General features: G+C 42.7%; 15 protein-coding genes. 5 read left to right on the forward strand and 10 right to left on the reverse strand.

Translation table 11 applies throughout. From position 1 onward, the window contains the following. Positions 1-36: 36 nt before the first annotated feature. Entirely contained in the window at positions 37-2,577 is a 2,541-nt protein-coding gene (locus RM347_RS10645) for a BamA/TamA family outer membrane protein (protein ID WP_322721797.1), read from the reverse strand. 173 nt (positions 2,578-2,750) lie between these two features. Next, the gene (purC, locus tag RM347_RS10650; RefSeq protein ID WP_322721798.1) at positions 2,751-3,488 is read right to left on the reverse strand and encodes a phosphoribosylaminoimidazolesuccinocarboxamide synthase; all 738 of its coding nucleotides are present in this window, start codon (positions 3,486-3,488) and stop codon (positions 2,751-2,753) included. Positions 3,489-4,178: 690 nt separating this feature from the next. On the opposite strand from purC, the gene RM347_RS10655 reads away from it, so the two are divergent. Continuing rightward, positions 4,179-4,454, forward strand: a complete 276-nt coding sequence (locus RM347_RS10655) for a DUF7219 family protein (RefSeq protein WP_322721799.1) — start codon at positions 4,179-4,181, stop codon at positions 4,452-4,454. Positions 4,455-4,558: 104 nt separating this feature from the next. On the opposite strand, the gene RM347_RS10660 is transcribed toward RM347_RS10655, so the two are convergent. The 5 genes from RM347_RS10660 to RM347_RS10680 form a co-directional block, all read right to left on the reverse strand. Further along, positions 4,559-7,156, reverse strand: coding sequence for a GAF domain-containing protein (locus RM347_RS10660; RefSeq protein ID WP_322721800.1), 2,598 nt, complete (start codon positions 7,154-7,156; stop codon positions 4,559-4,561). 137 nt (positions 7,157-7,293) lie between these two features. After that, positions 7,294-8,439, reverse strand: a complete 1,146-nt coding sequence (locus RM347_RS10665; protein WP_322721801.1) for a glycosyltransferase family 4 protein — start codon at positions 8,437-8,439, stop codon at positions 7,294-7,296. Positions 8,440-8,445: 6 nt separating this feature from the next. Continuing rightward, the gene (locus RM347_RS10670) at positions 8,446-9,090 is read right to left on the reverse strand and encodes a DUF4291 domain-containing protein (RefSeq protein WP_322721802.1); all 645 of its coding nucleotides are present in this window, start codon (positions 9,088-9,090) and stop codon (positions 8,446-8,448) included. A gap of 12 nt (positions 9,091-9,102) precedes the next feature. Continuing rightward, on the reverse strand, positions 9,103-10,257 hold the full coding sequence (locus RM347_RS10675) for an NAD-dependent epimerase/dehydratase family protein (protein ID WP_322721982.1): 1,155 nt from the start codon (positions 10,255-10,257) through the stop codon (positions 9,103-9,105). 135 nt (positions 10,258-10,392) lie between these two features. Continuing rightward, positions 10,393-10,923, reverse strand: a complete 531-nt coding sequence (locus RM347_RS10680; RefSeq protein WP_322721803.1) for a hypothetical protein — start codon at positions 10,921-10,923, stop codon at positions 10,393-10,395. 720 nt (positions 10,924-11,643) lie between these two features. Between RM347_RS10680 and RM347_RS10685 the strand changes: the two genes are divergently transcribed. The 3 genes from RM347_RS10685 to RM347_RS10695 all read left to right on the forward strand — a co-directional run bounded on the left by RM347_RS10685 (position 11,644) and on the right by RM347_RS10695 (position 14,098). Beyond that, complete coding sequence (locus RM347_RS10685; RefSeq protein WP_322721804.1) at positions 11,644-11,997, forward strand: hypothetical protein; 354 nt, start codon at positions 11,644-11,646, stop codon at positions 11,995-11,997. A 96-nt stretch (positions 11,998-12,093) separates the two neighbouring features. Beyond that, positions 12,094-13,605 carry an AAA family ATPase gene (locus RM347_RS10690; protein WP_322721805.1) on the forward strand — a complete coding sequence of 504 codons (1,512 nt, stop codon included), beginning with the start codon at positions 12,094-12,096 and terminating at the stop codon, positions 13,603-13,605. A gap of 142 nt (positions 13,606-13,747) precedes the next feature. After that, a complete protein-coding gene (locus RM347_RS10695) occupies positions 13,748-14,098 on the forward strand; it encodes a DUF1257 domain-containing protein (protein ID WP_015136553.1) in 351 nt (116 codons plus the stop codon). 88 nt (positions 14,099-14,186) lie between these two features. Here RM347_RS10695 and RM347_RS10700 read toward each other — a convergent pair whose 3' ends face one another. From RM347_RS10700 to RM347_RS10710, 3 genes are all read right to left on the reverse strand, one after another. Further along, entirely contained in the window at positions 14,187-14,618 is a 432-nt protein-coding gene (locus tag RM347_RS10700; RefSeq protein ID WP_322721806.1) for a hypothetical protein, read from the reverse strand. A gap of 333 nt (positions 14,619-14,951) precedes the next feature. Next, the gene (locus RM347_RS10705; protein WP_322721995.1) at positions 14,952-15,152 is read right to left on the reverse strand and encodes a hypothetical protein; all 201 of its coding nucleotides are present in this window, start codon (positions 15,150-15,152) and stop codon (positions 14,952-14,954) included. Positions 15,153-15,827: 675 nt separating this feature from the next. Continuing rightward, positions 15,828-18,536 carry an MGH1-like glycoside hydrolase domain-containing protein gene (locus tag RM347_RS10710; RefSeq protein WP_322721807.1) on the reverse strand — a complete coding sequence of 903 codons (2,709 nt, stop codon included), beginning with the start codon at positions 18,534-18,536 and terminating at the stop codon, positions 15,828-15,830. 391 nt (positions 18,537-18,927) lie between these two features. Here RM347_RS10710 and RM347_RS10715 point away from each other — a divergent pair, with 391 nt between their 5' ends. After that, positions 18,928-19,254 (forward strand): hypothetical protein, encoded by a 327-nt coding sequence (locus RM347_RS10715; protein ID WP_322721808.1) that lies wholly within the window; start codon positions 18,928-18,930, stop codon positions 19,252-19,254.

A 19,254-nucleotide genomic window follows, 5' to 3' on the forward strand; every position in this document is an offset into this window, starting at 1 on the left:
TTAGCCCTTTGTTATTCACCAATGATTAATGACAAATTAAAACCTTTCGCCAATACCGAAATTAATCCGGCTATCACCGTCATCGTTGATACCATAGTCAATCCGAATTGGCCCCAATGGAGACTGGACGCGAACGCCAAGACCATAACCGAAGCCACTGCCATTTTTGTTCAATACTTCAGCGGCCCTAGTACTAGTCCCCAAGTCGCTGCCGAGATCAAAAAATAGTGCGCCACTGACTACAGAAAAAACTGGAAATCGATACTCAACTGATGCTTGCACATAAGAGCGTCCACTACTTAATGCTCCTTCTTCATAACCCCGGACGGAGTTGCTACCCCCAAGGGTAAAAGCTTCGTAGGGAGGCAAGTCACCAAGGACGGTTCCTGCTTGCAGGTTAAATGCTAAGGTTTGTGCCCCTTTGCTGAGGCTAATCAATTGGACGGGTAAATATCGACTGTAACTACCTCGCAATCTGGTAAGGAAAATGTTGCCTAGTCCAATAGGAACCGACTGATCGACCCCGAAACGCAGATAAGAACCGCTAGTGGGTTGCAATGGGTTATTACGGAGATCGCGCTGTAGACCTACTTGCAGCAGTAGTAAATCGTCTTGACCTCCTGGAGATTCGGTCAGTGGAATTGTGATTGGTTGACCATTGCTGGTGGGGTTTCCATTCTCGTCGATGGGAATTCCATCATCATTGAATAGCCCTCCTGTTGGTCTGAGATTGCCATCAGCATCACGGGCAGAAACTCGTTGATACTGTATACCTGCTGAAGCAGTCCAGACGGAAGTTTTGTAAGGATTAGCCGACAGGGGACGGGTAAAGGTGACACCACCGCCTAGGCGGAGAATGCGGGGGCGATCCTGAGAATCTTCATTATTGATATTATTTGGGTTTGGGTCAAAAGTCCTAATATCCTGATCTTTACCATCAAAAATCAACGAAATAGAACTGCGGCGGAAAAGATTGGTTGTGTAGGAAGTCCGGTAAGGATCTCCCGCAATCCAGGGGTCGGTAAACCGCAGGTCAAACAGCAGTTCCCGTTCTCCCACCTGTACTTCTGCCCCCAGTTTTTGGTTCCTACCGTTCAGGTTTTGCTGTTGATAGCTAACTGTTCCAAAAAGCCCGCTAGCAGAACTAATCCCTGCCCCAGCTGCAATAGAACCGCTGCTGCGTTCAGCTACATTCACTACTACATCTACCTTGCTGGGGTCAGTACCAGGGTCAAGGGACACATTCACATCTTCAAACAGTCCCAGTCCATACACGCGCTGTAAGTCTTTTTGCACTGTGTTGCGATTGAATACTTGTCCTGGCTTCAACTCCAATTCTCGTGTAATGATGTAATCCTGTGTCCGTCCCCGAATTGGTTGTCCCTTCTCGTCTGTCTCCTGACCATCTTTATTGCGGAATCGGACTCTAATATTCTCTACTACCCCTTCTGCTACTTGCAAAGTAACAACTCCGTTTTCAGAGACTTGTGGCGCTCCAATCACGTTGGCTAGCACGTAACCTTGGTCTTGATACCGCTTGTTTAACTGCTTGATGCCTTCCTGCAAGTCACGCAAGTTGAGGATTTTGCCATACTGCTCCTTAAATACTTCATCCACAGTATTAGCTGGTAGCACAGAAGCAACACCAGTGCCAGGATTGGCTTGCACTTCTACTTTGCTTAAAACGGGGTTTGGCTGCACCACAAAGCTTACCCGCACTCCCAAGGGGGTATCTTCTGGCGCTGCTTGGACGTTGGAGAAGAAGCCAGTTCCAAAGATGGCGTTAATATCTTCTTGCAGTTGGCTGCGGGTTGTCGTTCGTCCTGGTTGGGTACGAATTACTCTGTAAACTTGGTCTTCCAGTTCTGGTGGTAGTTGCCCAGCCTGCGATCTAACTACTACTTCCGACACCAGTACGCGGGGGTCATTGGCTTCTGGGGCTGCGTTAGGTTGAGTATTTTCCGGAGTTGTCGGCGGGTTAACATTCTGCGGACTGGGAGTAGCACCTGGGCTGGGGGTAGGTGTTCTTTGTTGACTAGCTGGAGGTGAAATGTCTGGAGTGGCAGATGGTTCTGGTGTTGTGGGTAATAAAGGTTCCGTTGTCGGTGGATTGACATTTTCTGGGACTGGAGTGGTCTCAGGAGTTGGCGAAGGCGTTGGTTGTTGAATTTCTGGCGGTGGAATCTCTGGAGCCGGAGACGGCTGTTGAGTAGGGCTGGGATTGATTTGAGGGGTTTGTTGTGCAGTTGTTGGCGTTTTGGAGGTTGGTACTGTTACCTCTGAGGCCGCGTAGGCGTAGCCCGCCGCAGGCACCGCTGCTGGATTGGCAGGGTAAATTGCGACAACGCGGGATTGGAGACGCTCTCCCTCTGTAACTCTTGTGGGATTAGGTTGAGATTCTAGACTTTTACTAGAGTTATCCTGACCAGTATCCTTTTCTGGCTGCTGATTTGTTTCTAGTGTCAAAACTTCTGTTGTCTGTTTTGAACTGTTGGCGGTTTCTGCATTTGCACTCAATGAGCCGCCCAAAGGGACTGCAATTGCTACTGCTGCCAGCAATACGGGAGATAAACGCATTTTACTTAGATTCCTCTTCACGACCACACACACCATCACAAGGCAATAATGCCCTTATGCCAAAGGTAAAACTCAAAACATAATTTTTTTCTTTTGCTTTTTTACTTTACAAGGCAAAAGGCAAAAGGCAAAAGCCAAAGATAATTCCTTCTCACCTTTTAGTTTTTACCTGTTTAATTTATAGTTTCTACTGCTTTTAGCACTCTTTGTAAAACCTCCTGGTAGGCATCCTCTACATTTCCTAAGTCCCGGCGAAAGCGGTCTTTGTCCATTACCCGGCGGTTTGAGTCCTCTTCTGCGGTATCCCACAAACGGCAGGTGTCGGGGCTAATTTCATCTGCCAAGAGCAACTGCTGTTGTGAGTCCAAACCAAACTCTAGTTTGAAGTCTACTAGGGTAATGCCGCACCGCAGCCAAAAGTTCTTAAGAAATTCATTGATTTGCAATGCTAGATGTGTAATTGCGTCTACTTGTTCCGGGGTAGCTAGTTCTAGCAGGTACAGGCGATCGCGTGTCAATAAAGGATCTCCTAACTGATCGTTTTTGTAGTAAAACTCAACCAAAGGCTGTTTCAGAATTGTACCCACTGGTAACCCCGTTTGCTGACACAGACTGCCAGCAGCAATATTTCTGATAACTACTTCTAAGGGTAAAATCTTTACTGCTCTCACCCGCATTTGATTCGGGGCAGGGCTGTCAATAAAGTGAGTCTTTATACCATTTGCCTCCAACTGTTTAAAAAGCTGGCTGGAAATGCTACAATTTATTTTTCCTTTTCCTTGGATGCTGCCACGCTTTTGGGCGTTAAACGCCGTGGCGTCGTCCTTAAAATCAGCCAACAAGACTTCGGGATCGTCCGTTGTATAGAGAATTTTCGCTTTGCCTTCGTATAACTTGGAATTAACAGACATGGTGGCAGGTAAAGTTCTGGGCGATGGACAAAAGTTGTCCTTTGAGGCTTCACCATTTTATCTTTAGTTATTAACTATTAGCCATTGGTGATTATTGAAGGGGAAGCAGGGATAACGATCATTGGGCAGAGGGGCACAGGAAGATAAGGAAGCAGGAAGAGCAGGGGAGCGAAGGAGAGTAATTAATAACCAATGCCCAATGGCCTCTTCTTGGTCACGGAATCAGGAGCCAATTGCCAAGATTCAGAAATGAATATCTAACTTTTAACAGAGGACAATTGGCTTTGATATATAGTATGTTTACCTAAGTAAATTTACATTTGAAATTGTAATTATTTTTGCAAAAAGTTTTTACCAAGACATACGGATATGTTTTAACAGTTTGTAAGTCAGGGTTTCGACTGAAGTTAATTACAATCCGAACTTCATAAATTAAGATGAGATAAATTGACAACCGGAAGGAAAGTCAAACATTCTCTCTAGTAACTTTAGCAGAAACTTGTTTTGTAACATTTACAACAAAAGTATTTCAAGCTTTATCCTCTAGTCTCAAAATCTGAATCAACCAATTCCTGCATCATCAATTGCAAAAAGAGTTGGAGATTTGATTTCGGCCAGTCTGAACAAAAGAAAGATTAGATTAGCTAGTGATTCAGCTTCAAATACCCAAACACAAGGTGAATTGAATAAATGGAGAAAAAAATAGTGAACAAGGATGATTTTCTCTTCCCTCGTGGCCGCTACTACGGTCAGGTAAAGCCAGAAAACTTGGTTTTTAATGCAAATCTACAGGAATTTGCCCAACGTGTAAGCTACATTTGCAATTTAGAAACAGGTGGAAAAGTACCTCCAGGTGCAGCTTACGAACAAATCAAGGATCTGTGGAAACAGTTGAAACGCTCAAAAAAAGAGCTAGGAATTGGCGAAGACCCGTTTCAGGGTGACCAGGGGGAGGCTCAAGGTTGAAGCCAAGACGCGGGGCATTAGGCAGAGGCAGAGGAAGCAGGGAGCAGGGGAAGGATTTCTAACTCTTGACCAATGACCAATGACCAATGACCAATGACCAATGACTACTTAGTAAGCATTGTCCAAACACCATCCCAAGACTCTGGGGGCGGCGTTTGTTGATAATTACGCGCACGTTCTAGGTGAATATTAACAGCTTGGTCTTGGGGTTGAATGCATTTGGCGGCTTCAAAACAAGCGATCGCTTGTGAGAAGTTGCGCGATAAATAAGCAGCGCGTCCAGTGTGATAGTGAAACAAAAACTCTTGGGTTTTGGCATCTAGAGGAGTATTGCGATCGCCAATTAACTCGTAGATATTAACTGCCTGGTGTTTCCCTTTGACTCGGATTTTATCTAACTGGCGCACCCAAATGCGATCGCTGCAAAGCTGGTAAGTAAATTCGCTTAACAGAATATCACAACCATAATCCTTAGTCACCGCTTCCAAGCGCGAACTCAAATTTACACCATCTCCAATTACGGTGTAATCCATTCGTTTACGGGAACCAATATTACCCGAAACCACATCCCCAGAACTAATTCCAATGCCAATATGAATTTGTGGCTGCGCCTGGATAATTCGTCGCTGGTTAAATTCCTCTAGGCGATGTCTCATATCTAACGCTGACTGCACGGCCCTCCAAGCATGATTTTCTGTAAGTGGTAACGGCGCACCAAATACCGCCATTAAGGCATCACCAATAAATTTATCGAGAGTGCCTTCATAGTTAAAAACCGCCTCCACCATCGTTTCAAAATACTGATTGAGCAGCAATACTACCTCAGCTGCACCGAGATTTTCCGTAAGTGTTGTGTAGCCTCGGATATCAGAAAACAAGATAGTTACTTCCTTCCGTTCGCCTACCATTAAAGCATCTTCCCCCAAAGCCATCACTTGTTCAGCTACATGGGGTGTTAGATAGCGGGACATGGTAGTTTTCATCCGTTTTTCCTGACTAATGTCTTCCAACACCACCAAACCACCGCGGACCCCGCCTTCTGGGTTAGTCAGGGGATTAACAGTGAGATTGATACTGCGTTCTAGTGTTTGTACCTCATCAGCGGTGAGAAACTCAGATTGGGGAGTGAGGGGTTGATTCCAGGGAATGAAAATATCGGCATTAGTGCGATCGCGTACTGCTAAGATGGAGTCCTGAGTCCTAAATTTTGATTGTTGAGTCTCACTTTTAACTCCTAACTCCTCACTCTTAACTTGAGAAATTCCCACCATCAAACTTTGCTCTGGCACATAATGTTTAGCTCCAGTTTTTAAACTATCTTCTAGCCGCATTTGGAGATTTTCAATCGGCACAACTTCCCAAACTAGGCGACCAATCAAATTTTGTTCCCACAAAAGCTTGTTGTTCTTACTATTAGCGTCTCCTATCGGGCAACCCAGTAACTCCAAGGCCGCATCATTAATCGTGACAATCTGTCCTGCCATATCTGTAGAAATCACAGCATCTGACAGACTTTGTAAAATATCTTTTTGATACTGTTTTTCTAACAGCACATTTTCAAACAGGCGAGCATTTTCTAAGGCAATTCCTGCTTGATTATTAAAAGCCCGCATAAACTCTTCATCAGAAGCAGTAAAACTGCTTTGTTGCTTATTAATTAATTGTGTAACGCCAATCAATTCATTTGCAGAATTAAATACTGGCAAACACAGGATATTGCGAGTTACATACCCAGTCTTTCTATCTGTAGTTGGGTCAAAGCGGGGGTCTTTGTAGGCATCGGAGATATTTAGGGCTTCACCCGTGGAGGCAACATATCCAGCAATGCCCCGGTTAGCAAGAATGCGGATTTCTATCAAGTTTGTGCCATCTGCCGCAGCGGCCACTTTCGTCCAGAGTTCGCTCATCTCTTTCCGATATAAAAACAGTGTGCTTCGGTCTGCTTGCATTAAAATTCGAGCTTGCTCCATGACTATCTGCAAAGTTGCTTCTAAATCCAGACTTTGCCCCAGTGTCTGAGTTGCCCGCAACAAAGCTGTTGCGCCTCTTTGATTACGAGCGGCTACATAAAAAGATTGGCAGCTTTCCAGGATAATACCAATAGAAGCGGCAAAGTCTCGAAAACGTTCTTCATCATCATGATTAAACGGAATATTCCCGGTTTTATTAGCCAGTTGCACTACCGCTACAGTCTGGTTTTTGCTACTAATAACCGGCATACATAAAATATTGCGGATTTTGTAGCCCATTTGTTTTTCAAGTTCTGGGCTAAATAGGGGGTGGGTATAAGTTTCAGATATATTGAGATATTGACCTGTACTGGCAACATGGCCAGGTATACCCACTGTAATGGGAGTCCGAATTTCTAAGAATTTTTGGGTATTATCTTGAGGAACTTTTGACCACAGTTGACCTTTGTCATAGTCAACTAAAAAAATAGCTGTGTGTTCTGCTTGCAAGATTTGACCAATTTTGAGTGTGATAGCTTCTAGCACCTTCTCCAACATAGTTTCTAGAGCTTCATTATTGATCAGTTCAATAGCTCTAAGAAATTGCTGGAACTCAGCAGTTATGAAGTCGAGTAAGCAAACAAATTCATTAACAGATAAGTCTTTTACGCGACGCAGTAGGGCGTGAGTACGATTAACTTGAGTCAGTTCAGTTAATGTAGCCAAGACGCTGCCAGGATTGGGGAGTGTCATGGTGATTTTAGATTTTGGATTTTAAATTTTGGACATAGGGTATTAAAAAGATGCATCGGGGCGGGGTGCTCTTAGCAGAGGGGAAAACTCTTCTCCCTTGCTCCGTGCCCCCTGCTCCCTTGCTTCTTCCCCACTCCCTACTCCCTACTCCCAGATTTTGCCAACTTTTCAGAAAATATCACCTTTTGATAGTAATCTTGTAGCTGCCTGGTGGCAGCTGCCCAACCCCAACTTTCTGCTTCCTGGCGAGCATTTTGACGAATGATGTCTCGTTGTTGTTTTTGTTCTAAGAGGCGAACAGTAGCAGCTAATGCTCCTTGAACATCTGCTGTTGGCTCGAAAAGATATCCATTTACCCCATCTGTCACAATATCAGGTATTCCCCCCGAACGGGCTGCTACCACCGGACAGCCAGCAGCCATCGCTTCTAGTAGTACCAAACCTAATGTTTCTGTACGGGAAGGAAAGATAAAGGCATCAGCACTCGCAAAGGCAGAACCTAATTCTTGCCCCATGAGATACCCAACAAAATAAGTGTTTGTGCCAGAAAAGTGTTTTTGCAATGCTTGACGGTGGGGCCCATCCCCAACCAATGCCAACCGCGCTTCCGGAATGGCTTCTAAAATTGGTTTGATGCGCTCAATTTCTTTTTCAGCAGAAAGCCGTCCAACGTAAAGTAGCAATGGGCTTTCTGGATGATTTTTTGATAGACGCGATCGCATCTCTACACTAGCTAAATCGGGGTGAAATAATTCCGTATCCACCCCGCGTTGCCATAAATCTACACGTTCAATACCGTGTGCTGTCAGTTCCTCCACCATTGCTGTGGAGGTACACAGATTTAAAGCTGCCTGATTATGAGCGCCTTTCAGTAATTCCCAAAGTAAACCTTCCAGCATCCCCAAGCCGTAATGCTGAAGATATTGGGGTAAATGCGTATGATAAGACGCCACTAAGGGGATTTTAAGGATTTTGCTATAAAATATCCCAGATAAACCCAAAACTGCTGGATTCACGACATGAATAATATCTGGCTTAAACTCTTCTAAAGCGTAACCAATGGCTGGGCGGGGAAGTGCCATTTTCAATTCTGGATACAATGGGAGAGGAAAGCCAGTAACGCCGTAAACTTTAGCGCCTTTGTGTTCAGTGATGCCTCCATCAGGGGCAATTACCAGCACTTGATTACCACTGCGCTGTAGATGGTCAACAGTATGGCGCAGACGCGTTACAATGCCGTCAACCTTGGGTAAAAAGGTTTCGGTAAATAGGGCAATTCTCATAAAAAACTATTCAGTCCAGGCAGATAATCTCAGCTTTGCTTGCGTTTCGGTATCAAACACAGAATAGACCCTCTCCTGTGCTGTAATCAACTCTGCACAGTCAGATTTAATGTTTTGCCTCTGTTTTTGTACAAAGTCCGAGATATCCTCAATGTTGACAATCCAATCTTTGGCGTAACTAGCTAGCACTTGACCACGTAACCCTAACTGAATAGCGCGTCGTTCTAATTTTGTCCCAGATGGGTGATGGTCTGGATCCCATTGCAGGCGGACTTGTGATTGCTTCAGTGCTCTTTGCCATGCACTTTTATTAGGATAAAGTTCTGGAACGTAGCTGGAATGAACAGCCGCTGCTAAAATTTCATCAAAAGCCGAACGCTTAATCCAAATAGCTAACACTACCTCTTGCCCAGTTTTTCTACCCCATCCGGAACGATACATCATCCAGAGGAAGTTAGGTTTGATCCAACTCATGCGGTCAAAACTGAACTCATCACCAAAATAACCGTAGGTAGCGGCGAAGTCACCAATAGCTGGACGATACGCCTGATAAACAACAATTGAATGGTCGTCATATTGTGCTAAGATATAACGACCATTTTTCGGCCAATTACTGACTTGAGTTAAATAAGGTTCTGTTATCAGCCGCACGCAGACTTTTTCCTAATTTCTGTGCCAAGAGACTTTGGGCAGAATTTGTTTGTGATCAACTCGTTTTTGATACTTAATGGCAAAGTTTAATAAAGAATCGAGTAGAGAATCAGAGAGCAAGTGAGGCTGTAAACCTAAATCGAGCAATTTAGTGTTTTTAGCGTTGAAGTAATGTTCTTCTTTCTCGACTCTGGGATTATCTAGGTGATTGATTTCTACGCTCAATCCCATAGCGTTACCAGCTTTTTTCACCATCAATGCCAAGTCGCCGACGCTAAATTGTTCGGTAAATTGGTTAAATACGCGGAATTCACCTGCTTGTGCAGGGTTAGCGATCGCTAATTCCACACATCGTACTGTATCCCGAATATCCAAAAATCCGCGAGTTTGTCCACCTTTACCGTAGACAGTTAACGGATGTCCAATAGCTGCTTGAATGCAAAAACGGTTCAGTGCTGTACCAAACACGCCATCGTAATCCAGCCGATTAATCAATAGTTCGTCCATCCCCGTTTCTTCGGTTAAGACGCCATAAACTACACCCTGATTTAAATCCGTTGCCCGCAATCCCCAAATCCGGCAAGCAAAGTGGATGTTATGACTATCATGGACTTTGCTTAAATGGTACATTGAACCAGGCTGCTTGGGATAAGGTAGGGTATCCTTGCGTCCATTGTGTTCAATGGTGATATACCCTTCTTCGATGTCGATATTAGGTGTACCGTATTCACCCATCGTCCCCAGCTTCACCAAATGACAATCTGGGAAATCTTCCCGCATGGCATACAGTAAGTTCAACGTACCAACGACATTATTGACCTGGGTAAGAACTGCATGTTCGCGGTCAATCATCGAAAATGGAGCCGAACGCTGTTCACCAAAATGCACTAGGGCATTTGGCTGAAATTGATGTAATGTTTTCTGGAGAAACTCGTAATTAGTAATATCGCCGATGAACAGGTCGATAGATTTACCTGTCAAATCTTGCCAGCGCTGGAGGCGTTGCTGAATTAGTGCAATGGGAGTGAGAGTTTCGACACCAAGTTCATTATCCCAGTGCCGCCGCACCAAACTATCTAAAATTCCAACTTCATAACCTCGATTGGAAAGGTAAAGAGCAGTTGCCCAACCGCAATATCCATCACCACCAATAACCAGGACTTTCATCTTCACTAGTTTTTACTCGCTGATAGCTAAATCTATCAGGTTTCTGTCCCCTCTCAATCATCATTCTGGCGGAGATGTGAATTTTGGGCATTTGGGGGAAGATGACGGGAATTCCACTAACTCCTAATTTCTCATTCAGGACTTGGAAATCCGATACTGCTGGGCAATGTAATAAAACAAACGATAGTAATCTTGAAATTCTTGGCTTTTGCTTCGTCCCTGCAAATAGTATTTCACTTGACTCTGGGTTAGTGTCAGTGTCATCGAACCGAGTCGTTGATCAACTTCTACAACCATCACCCCAGATACTCCTTGGGCGGTCTGAAAGTTGGGTTTGATCTTTTTCACGGACTCTTGGTCTGTAACAATTGAATTTGGTAACTCATGACTTGCCCACCCCCGAATTTCCACTGAGTTATCCTGTGGTGAAACAAACGCAATCCCATCATCATTTTCTGGGACCGCTAAAGAAATCCAGTTACTTGGATAGGGAAATTCAAAGCCATAACGGGAGTTGCTATAAGTTTTCCAGGCGATCGCTCCGGCGTTAAAATCATTCGCAGTACAACCCCACAGGATTATTAACAGGGCAATAACTCCGCTAACGCTGGCGGCAAACCGATAAATTCTTCGCCCCAAACTACAGGTTTTATTAGCAGTAGCCATTTAGATTACACGTTTTGCCAAAATCACTGAGTTTTATATAGAGATACCAGAAACTCAGATCAATACCTTCGCCAATTTACGAGTTATTCCCGAATTCGTAAACTGCTGAATAAACTGCACCAAAAGAGCGCTCATTAAAAATTCAATATTTTTTCAGGATATTTACCATTCCCTTTTGAGTTCTCAGTAGAGAAGCTTGTATTTATGTCAGTGTTTATTTACGTAGCCCACCTGGAATTTTGCTGTATATGGGAGGTGTAGTAGCTCTGAATTGGGGTGGGCGCGATAATCGGAAACTGGGATAGGAATTGCTCTATTCATCGCCAGTGGTGTTGTAATCGGCTCTGTGTCCCTTTTTTCTATGCTGGTGTTATTCGCTGGCATCTCCTGTGGATATCAGTTGTTTACCACTGGAAAGGTGTTCAACTTTAATCCGCTTACGCTCCAAATAATTAAAAAATAAGCCAATTCAGACAATCGTTGCTTTATCGTTAATTAGCGATCGCTAATTCCCATTGAGGTTTCAGGTTTTGAGTGCGTAAGTCCTGATTAATTCTGAGAGGTTTGTAGTGAGCGATTTATCACTCAAGAAACAGCATTTCAGCCCTTTATGTAAACAAATGTAACAAAATTGGCGTTAAAACGTTTTGCTGTCTTGACAACCAATAAAAGAACCGATAACTTGATATACATACCCGGGTAAGACCGTTAAAGAGTTATATGCAAACGCAAACTAAGCAAAAGGTCACTTTGTATTTATCGCCAGAGTTGCACAGAAAACTGAAGATTCGTTCAGCAGTCGATTCCGAACCAATGTCAGAACTTGCCGAACGTGCCCTCGTTTTTTACCTATCTAATTCAGAATTGGTTGACGAGGTAGAAGATTCTTCTTATGGGCGGACTCATAGAGTTTATTCATGCCCAACTTGTGATAGCTCACTAGTCTTACATGATGGGGAACTGGTTACTTTAGGCAATCAACCAGGAATAGTTGGTCAAGAACATCTTTCCATTGATGAGATGGATAAAGATGAAACCCATCCCAAGGGTGAGGAAGAGTTAGTTCCTTGCTAGATAGATAGGAATTATGAATTATTCATTCATGATTCGGTTGTCTTTACCAGAAGCAATGTCTCTACTGTCTCTATAAGGTCTCAAGTAGGTCGATGTATGAAAGAAGAGCTCAATATCCTAATTCAAGCTCAATACCCTTTAATCTACCTTGTGACCTCCGAGGAAGAGCGGGCTGAGCAAGCAATTTCCACAATCGCCCAGTTGTTAAAGCCTCAGCGCCGAGTATTTGTTTGGACAGTAACACACGGCATTGTGGAGTATGGTCAACCCCGGAATGTTACCCAACATAATACCGTGTCTCCAGAGGCGGCGATTGAATGGATCATCCGGCAGAAAGAACCAAGTATATTTATTCTTAAAGATTTACATCCATTTATAGATGCGCCTGCAACTAACAGGTCGTTACGTGATGCGATCGCTAGTTTCAAAGGTATGCAGAAGAACATCGTTTTGATGTCCCCGATGCAGCAAGTACCTATAGAACTGGAAAAAGAAGTTGTCGTTCTCGACTTTACATTGCCAGATATGGTTGAGTTGAATAAAGTACTAACTCACCATATAGAGCAAAATCGTGGTCGGCGGCTGACAACAGAAGCCAGAGAAAAACTTCTCAGAGCCGCTTTGGGACTAACTAAAGATGAAGCTGAGAAAGTCTACCGGAAGGCGCAGGTAACTACAGGGCGTTTGACGGAAGATGAAGTAGATATCGTTTTATCTGAGAAAAAGCAACTAATTCGGCGCAATGGCATCTTAGAATACATTGAAGAAGATGAAACCATTGATGCAGTAGGTGGCTTAGAAGAGTTAAAAAGATGGCTCAAACAACGCTCCAACGCTTTTACAGAAAGAGCGAGAGAGTATGGTTTACCTCAACCGAAGGGGATGTTAATTCTAGGAGTTCCCGGTTGCGGTAAGTCATTAATTGCCAAAACTACTTCCCGGCTGTGGGGTTTACCACTGTTGCGGTTGGACATGGGGCGAGTCTACGACGGCTCAATGGTGGGACGAAGTGAGGCAAATCTGCGGAACGCCCTGAAAACAGCAGAATCTATTTCCCCAGCGATTTTGTTTATCGATGAATTAGATAAATCCTTTGCTGGTAGTGGAGGTTCCTCTGATTCTGATGGAGGGACTTCAAGTAGAATCTTCGGTTCTTTCCTCACATGGATGCAAGACAAGAAGTCACCAGTGTTTGTCATGGCAACTGCCAACAGAGTAGAACGCTTACCTGGCGAGTTTTTGAGGAAAGGACGCTTTGATGAAATTTTCTTTGTCGATCTGCCAACACCGGAAGAACGGCAGCAGATTTTTAATATTCATCTGACCAAGCGCCGTGAAGACATCTCTCGATTTGACCTTGAGCAACTAGCTAAGATGTCTGATGGCTTTTCTGGGGCAGAAGTTGAGCAAGCGATCGTTGCGGCAATGTATGAAGCTTTTGCCCAAGATCGGGAGTTCACCCAATTAGATATTATTGCTGCACTGAAGGCAACCTTGCCGCTGTCTCGAACGATGCAAGAACAAGTAACGGCTCTGAGAGATTGGGCCAGACAGCGAGCACGCCCCGCAGCATCCTCCGTTGCTGAATATCAGCGAATGGAGTTTTAAAAGCTTTCCTCTGCCATCCCAGGGGGAAAGGCTAGCTGAAAATGCTAGCAGTTATAAGAAAAAGCCGCATTCTCCTAAGCGCGGCTTCGCCCAAAACAAACCGTTGTCGTTTTTCTCAATCTTCTCATTGGAGGAAACCCAAATGTCTCACTTTAGCACCCTGCGTACCAAGATCACCGATGCCGAAATCCTCAAAGCTTCTTTGCGCGACCTCGGTATCAGCGTAAAGACTGAAGCTGATGTCCGTGGTTATAACGGTCAGCGTGTCCGTTCCGACATCGTTGCCGTGTTGGAAGGCGAATATGACCTCGGCTGGTCTCGCAACAGCGATGGTTCTTTTGACCTAATCGCTGACCTGTGGGGCGTTGCTAAAAAGCACAACCAAACCGAGTTGATCAACTCAATCAACCAAAAGTATGCCGTTAACAAAACCTTGGCTGAAGTAAAACAGCGCGGTCTGCAAAACGCCAACGTGAAGTTGGTATTGCAATAACAATTTCTCTGCGCGTTCCCAAAGCTGCACGGGTTAACCATATAAATAGCGGTTAGCCCGCTTTTTTATCGGGACTGAGAAATAATTCTCAGTCCCGATTTTTATTTTTTTGGGACACATAACTTGAAGCCAGTTCAACTAGATATTCCCTAATTTCTTGAATCGTTTCGTTGAGGAACTTTTCCCATAGTATATTAGGGTTTTCAATGAGGTCTTTCCACAGAAACTTTTGTCTATTCCAATTCAGAGAATCCCAGTCAACTGTGAAATGTTGCCAACCATCCTTAACCATAATTCCTTTATGAAGAAGAATAAGAATGTGCGTTTCAGAATGGACTAGAGCGATGATGGCAAAAAATGGCGAAATAGATAGCTTATTGTTCGGCTGAAACTCTATCCAAATAACCTCATAGAAAAGTGAATGTAAAGCCCTTAAGGAGTAAGGCTTCTGTCTGTGTATTTCTCTTGTATCCTGAGATAAAAAACCTAATAATTGTTTTTCAAACTTAGAAACAGGCACTCGAACTATTGATGATAAATAAAAACTTGGCGTTGTTTTCTATCAATTAACCAAGTTGCGTGCCATTATCTATATACTCTTGCATATTGTCTTGTAAAACTTGCAAGCGATCGCTCCCAGAACGCAATTCAATCACAAACTAGTGCAAACTTTTTTAGCACTGCACCATTAGCCAAAGTAAACCCAGTACTGCTACCAAGCGCTACACCTGTAACATCTTGCTTGTTTCTAGTAATGTGTAGTGTGCGATCGCAGGAGATCCACTTTTACAACCTCATTTTCTTGAAAGCCTTTTTCCATAAAGTGTTTTCGGTAATTTATATCCATACTGATTCAACTCGAACCCCGCAGTGTCCCATCAAGAATAATGGGACAGACCACTAGGCTTTTATCGCCCATCTTAAATAACTTGCGTCGTTCTTCCACACTCAGGGTAACGAGAAAAGGCATCTTTCCTTGGATAGTCGCAAAGGCTGCTTTAATTTCTTGGATATCTTCTGGGGAAAGGGAGCCTGTAATGTTTTGGTAAGCCATTGGTTATTTACTGTGGTAAATCTGTTTGTTATGATTTCCACTGGTAAATGCGATCGCACAGTCTTAAAGAATGGGGAACGGGGAAAAGTGATGCATAAATTTAGACATTCGGTGCGTTAGCCTACGGCGTAACACACCCTACTGGCCTGGCACAGCTAAAATGATGCATTAGATGTAGGTTGGGTTGAGCAACGCGAAACCCAACATTAATAGGAGTGTTGGGTTTCGTTCCTCAACCCAACCTACAAATTTTTTTGCAACAATTTAGCCTTGCCACGCCACTACGTATATTTCAAAAATCAAATATGAGTCCTATATTCCAAAAAGATTACTAAATATTTTTATTTCATCGTTCTCTCAAATTTGCAAATCTTTATATAAGAATAATCTAAATGCATTTACTAGTAATTAAATTAATTTCTGCTGAGAATTCCCTTAAAATATCTAATACTATCTGTTTGATATTGATACTCTTGTTTGAAATTAGCGGCTAAAAGTCAAATTTTTTCTAAAATAAACATAGTCTATTTTAGAAAATAATAGCTATTTTAAATTTCTTCGTCTCTTTTAACTCAATATCCGTGATATTAGTGATATTTTGCCCCGGAAGATCCCCCAACTCCCTTAAAAAGTGAGCTTAATAAGGAAGTTAGAGAAGATCGGGTTTGGATGTCCTTATGTTTGAGGGATCGCTTCTTTATCCTTCTCTATTTCTGGTTCTTGATGCTGTGCTTCATATTCACCAAATTGCTGGATTAGTTTCGCAACTAAACCTGTCCAACCTGTTTGATGACTAGCTCCAATTCCGCTTCCGTTATCACCATGAAAATACTCATGGAATAAAATCAAATTTTGCCAATGTGGATCATTTTGAAACTTTTGTATTCCACCATAAACAGGACGTTGACCAGAGGCATTTTGCAAGAAAATTCTGGTTAACCTTTGAGATAATTCTGATGCAACTTCCCAAAGTGTCATCATTTGACCAGAACCCGTAGGACATTCCACTTTGAAATCGTCTCCTAGATAATAATGAAACTTTTGTAGAGATTCAATGAGGATGAAATTCACCGGAAACCAAACGGGGCCGCGCCAATTAGAATTACCACCAAATAAACCACTACTAGATTCAGCAGGTTCATAATCTACTCGAAATTGTGAACCATTGACATCAAAAATATAAGGATTTTCAGCATGAAATCTAGAAAGTGCCCGAATGCCGTAAGGGCCAAAAAACTCGCTTTCATCCAGCATTTTTTGTAGAATACTTCTGAGCTTATCTCTGGAAACGATCGCCAGTAATCTCCTTGCACCTACTCCTTTTGTTTCCATACAAGCCACATTTTGCCGCAAGTCGGGACGGTTTTGGATAAACCATTCCAATCGCTTTTTAAAAGCGGGAAGCAGTTTTAAAGTTTCTGGTTCAATAGTTTCAATGGCAAATAGAGGAATTAATCCTACAATTGACCTAACTTTTAAAGTAATTTGTCGTTCCGGTAAATGCAGCACATCGTAGTAAAAGCCATCGTAATCATTCCACAAACTGGCTTCCATTTCACCAATTTTATTCATGGCATCAGCAATGTAAAGGAAATGCTCAAAGAACTTAGTAGCAATGTCTTCGTAAACAGGATTAGTCTTTGCTAATTCTAGAGCGATCGCTAACATATTTAAACAATACATTCCCATCCAACTCGTACCATCAGATTGGTCGATATGTCCACCCGTAGGTAGAGTAGCACTACGGTCAAATACTCCAATATTATCTAAACCGAGAAATCCCCCTTGAAAGACGTTGTTACCCTCAGTATCTTTACGATTTACCCACCAAGTGAAATTGAGCATCAGCTTTTGAAACACGCGTTCTAAAAACTGTCGGTCTGCTCGTCCATAAATCTTTTGCTCAATCTTATAAATACGCCAAGTTGCCCAAGCATGAACAGGGGGATTAACATCACCAAATGCCCATTCATAGGCAGGAATTTGCCCATTAGGATGCATATACCATTCCCGTGTTAAAACATCCAACTGATACTTAGCAAAATCGGGGTCAATCATTGCTAAAGGAATAGTATGAAATGCCAAATCCCAAGCTGCAAACCAAGGATATTCCCACTTATCGGGCATAGAAAGAATATCTTTATTGTAGAGATGGAACCATTCCCGATTTCTGCCTTGTTGGCGTTCTGGAGGAGGTGGTGGTGTATTGCGATCGCCCTTCAGCCAATCCCCGATAATATAGTGATAATATTGCTTACTCCACAGCATTCCAGCAAACGCTTGTCGCTGTACATTTCGCATATCTTCACTCAGGGGAAATGGTGTGATCCGGTGATAAAATTTATCTGCTTCTTGTTGTCGTTCCCAGAAAATTTTATCGAACTCTTTGCCAAATGGCTCAACTAAATTAGGTACATCACTCAAGCGCAATTTGACAATTTGTGTTTCACCCGCGCCAACTGTTAACAAATAATCAGCAGATGCTTTAGTACCAACTTTATTTTGATTTACCGCCTCTTTTTTACCCCTAACTATGTAGTCATTAATACCATCTTTGACATAGGGAGATAAATTAGGGGAGCCAAATAATCGCTGATAATTTGTCTCGTTTTCTGTAAAGAGAATCTCGTTTGCTTCCTGACAATACAGCCATCTTTGACCTAAAGTTGAGTGAAACACCTCAACCACATGAAAGCCATTACCCGATTCGATCTCTTTTAAACTAGGTTTACTGGTATCCCCATTCCAAGACCAAGTATTACGAAACCAAAGAGTAGGTAACAGGTATAGTGTCTTTGCTTCTGGGCCTCGGTTGACTACTTTAATTTGGATGAGAATATCTTCAGCAGAATGCTTGGCATATTCAATAAATACATCAAAATAGCGATTTTCATCAAATACACCTGTATCTAGTAATTCAAATTCTGGTTCTTGACGACTTCTGCGTTGATTTTCTGCAACTAATCGGGAGTAGGGAAAGGCTTTGTGAGGATATTTGTAAAGCGCTTTCATGTAGGAATGAGTAGGGGTATTGTCCAGATAAAAGTAATATTCTTTAACATCTTCCCCATGATTTCCTTCACTACCAGTTAGACCAAAAATTCTTTCTTTGAGAATAGAATCTTCGCCATTCCAAAGAGCGATCGCAAAACAAAGCCGTTGATGGTTATCAGAAATGCCAGCAATACCATCTTCACCCCAACGGTAGGCGCGAGAACGAGCTTGATCGTGGGTAAAATAGTCCCAGGCTGTACCATTGGGGCTGTAGTCTTCACGCACTGTTCCCCATTGGCGATCGCTTAAATATGGCCCCCATCTGCGCCAATGAGCTTTGTGAGTTAGGGCTTCTGCTAATCTGATCTCTTCTTGGGTTAGATTTGTCATAATATCACCCTGTGCATATATACACTTTAGTTTAGTTAATTTGCTATCAGGAGTATCCCTTCTTTAACCGAGATGGTACTAAAGCTTTGATTAAAAGTTGATAGAACAATTGGTAAAGTCAAATTTAGGATAAACTTAGGAAAAATTTATATTAGTTTTTATTAGTAATCTCAACTATTTTACTTTGAAATTTGGAGAAGAACGATGTCTTTAAAAAAGCCACTATATATCTATATGTAATCGAATATCAGGTTTTTATAAAATAAAATTTCATAAAAAAATATCCAAAAAATTTGAGCAGAATACCCTATTTAGAGCATAATCACTGGCTGGTAGTGTCTTGTAAAAAAAATGAACAGTATACTTATATTTATAGTTACTCGATTGACACATGGTAGAGATAAAGCTTTCCCTTGAAGGTGAAGAAACTGATATTGCCGCTGAAAAACTGTTTGAAACCACTGGTCTACAAGGTAGTTGGGAGATAGCAGCAAATTCTGTGCCTACTAAGGAAGGTACTTTGGCAGTGATAGGCACTGTGGTCGGGATTGTAGGAGGTACAGTTGCAGTCGCAGAACAAATACGTAAATGGTATCAGGAACACAAACGATCTAATAAGAAGTTTGATGTAGTACTTGTAGCTGACGATGTGCGAGTGGTCTTAGAAAATGCCACCATTGAAGACATCTGTGCAGTCTTAGAAGAGTTGGAGAGTTAA

It is taken from the genome of Nostoc sp. ChiQUE02, assembly GCF_034531305.2.
GTDB lineage: Bacteria > Cyanobacteriota > Cyanobacteriia > Cyanobacteriales > Nostocaceae > Nostoc.

What these genes read in the sequence shown, in the direction of transcription:
- purC (WP_322721798.1), bottom strand. Translation starts at nt 3,488, where the DNA reads ATGTCTGTTAATTCCAAGTTATACGAAGGCAAAGCGAAAATTCTCTAT.
- RM347_RS10665 (WP_322721801.1), bottom strand. Translation starts at nt 8,439, where the DNA reads ATGAGAATTGCCCTATTTACCGAAACCTTTTTACCCAAGGTTGACGGC.
- RM347_RS10705 (WP_322721995.1), bottom strand. Translation starts at nt 15,152, where the DNA reads ATGGCTTACCAAAACATTACAGGCTCCCTTTCCCCAGAAGATATCCAA.
- RM347_RS10660 (WP_322721800.1), bottom strand. Translation starts at nt 7,156, where the DNA reads ATGACACTCCCCAATCCTGGCAGCGTCTTGGCTACATTAACTGAACTG.
- RM347_RS10675 (WP_322721982.1), bottom strand. Translation starts at nt 10,257, where the DNA reads ATGAAAGTCCTGGTTATTGGTGGTGATGGATATTGCGGTTGGGCAACT.
- RM347_RS10710 (WP_322721807.1), bottom strand. Translation starts at nt 18,536, where the DNA reads ATGACAAATCTAACCCAAGAAGAGATCAGATTAGCAGAAGCCCTAACT.
- RM347_RS10680 (WP_322721803.1), bottom strand. Translation starts at nt 10,923, where the DNA reads ATGGCTACTGCTAATAAAACCTGTAGTTTGGGGCGAAGAATTTATCGG.
- RM347_RS10715 (WP_322721808.1), top strand. Translation starts at nt 18,928, where the DNA reads ATGGTAGAGATAAAGCTTTCCCTTGAAGGTGAAGAAACTGATATTGCC.
- RM347_RS10690 (WP_322721805.1), top strand. Translation starts at nt 12,094, where the DNA reads ATGAAAGAAGAGCTCAATATCCTAATTCAAGCTCAATACCCTTTAATC.
- RM347_RS10655 (WP_322721799.1), top strand. Translation starts at nt 4,179, where the DNA reads ATGGAGAAAAAAATAGTGAACAAGGATGATTTTCTCTTCCCTCGTGGC.
- RM347_RS10685 (WP_322721804.1), top strand. Translation starts at nt 11,644, where the DNA reads ATGCAAACGCAAACTAAGCAAAAGGTCACTTTGTATTTATCGCCAGAG.
- RM347_RS10645 (WP_322721797.1), bottom strand. Translation starts at nt 2,577, where the DNA reads ATGCGTTTATCTCCCGTATTGCTGGCAGCAGTAGCAATTGCAGTCCCT.
- RM347_RS10695 (WP_015136553.1), top strand. Translation starts at nt 13,748, where the DNA reads ATGTCTCACTTTAGCACCCTGCGTACCAAGATCACCGATGCCGAAATC.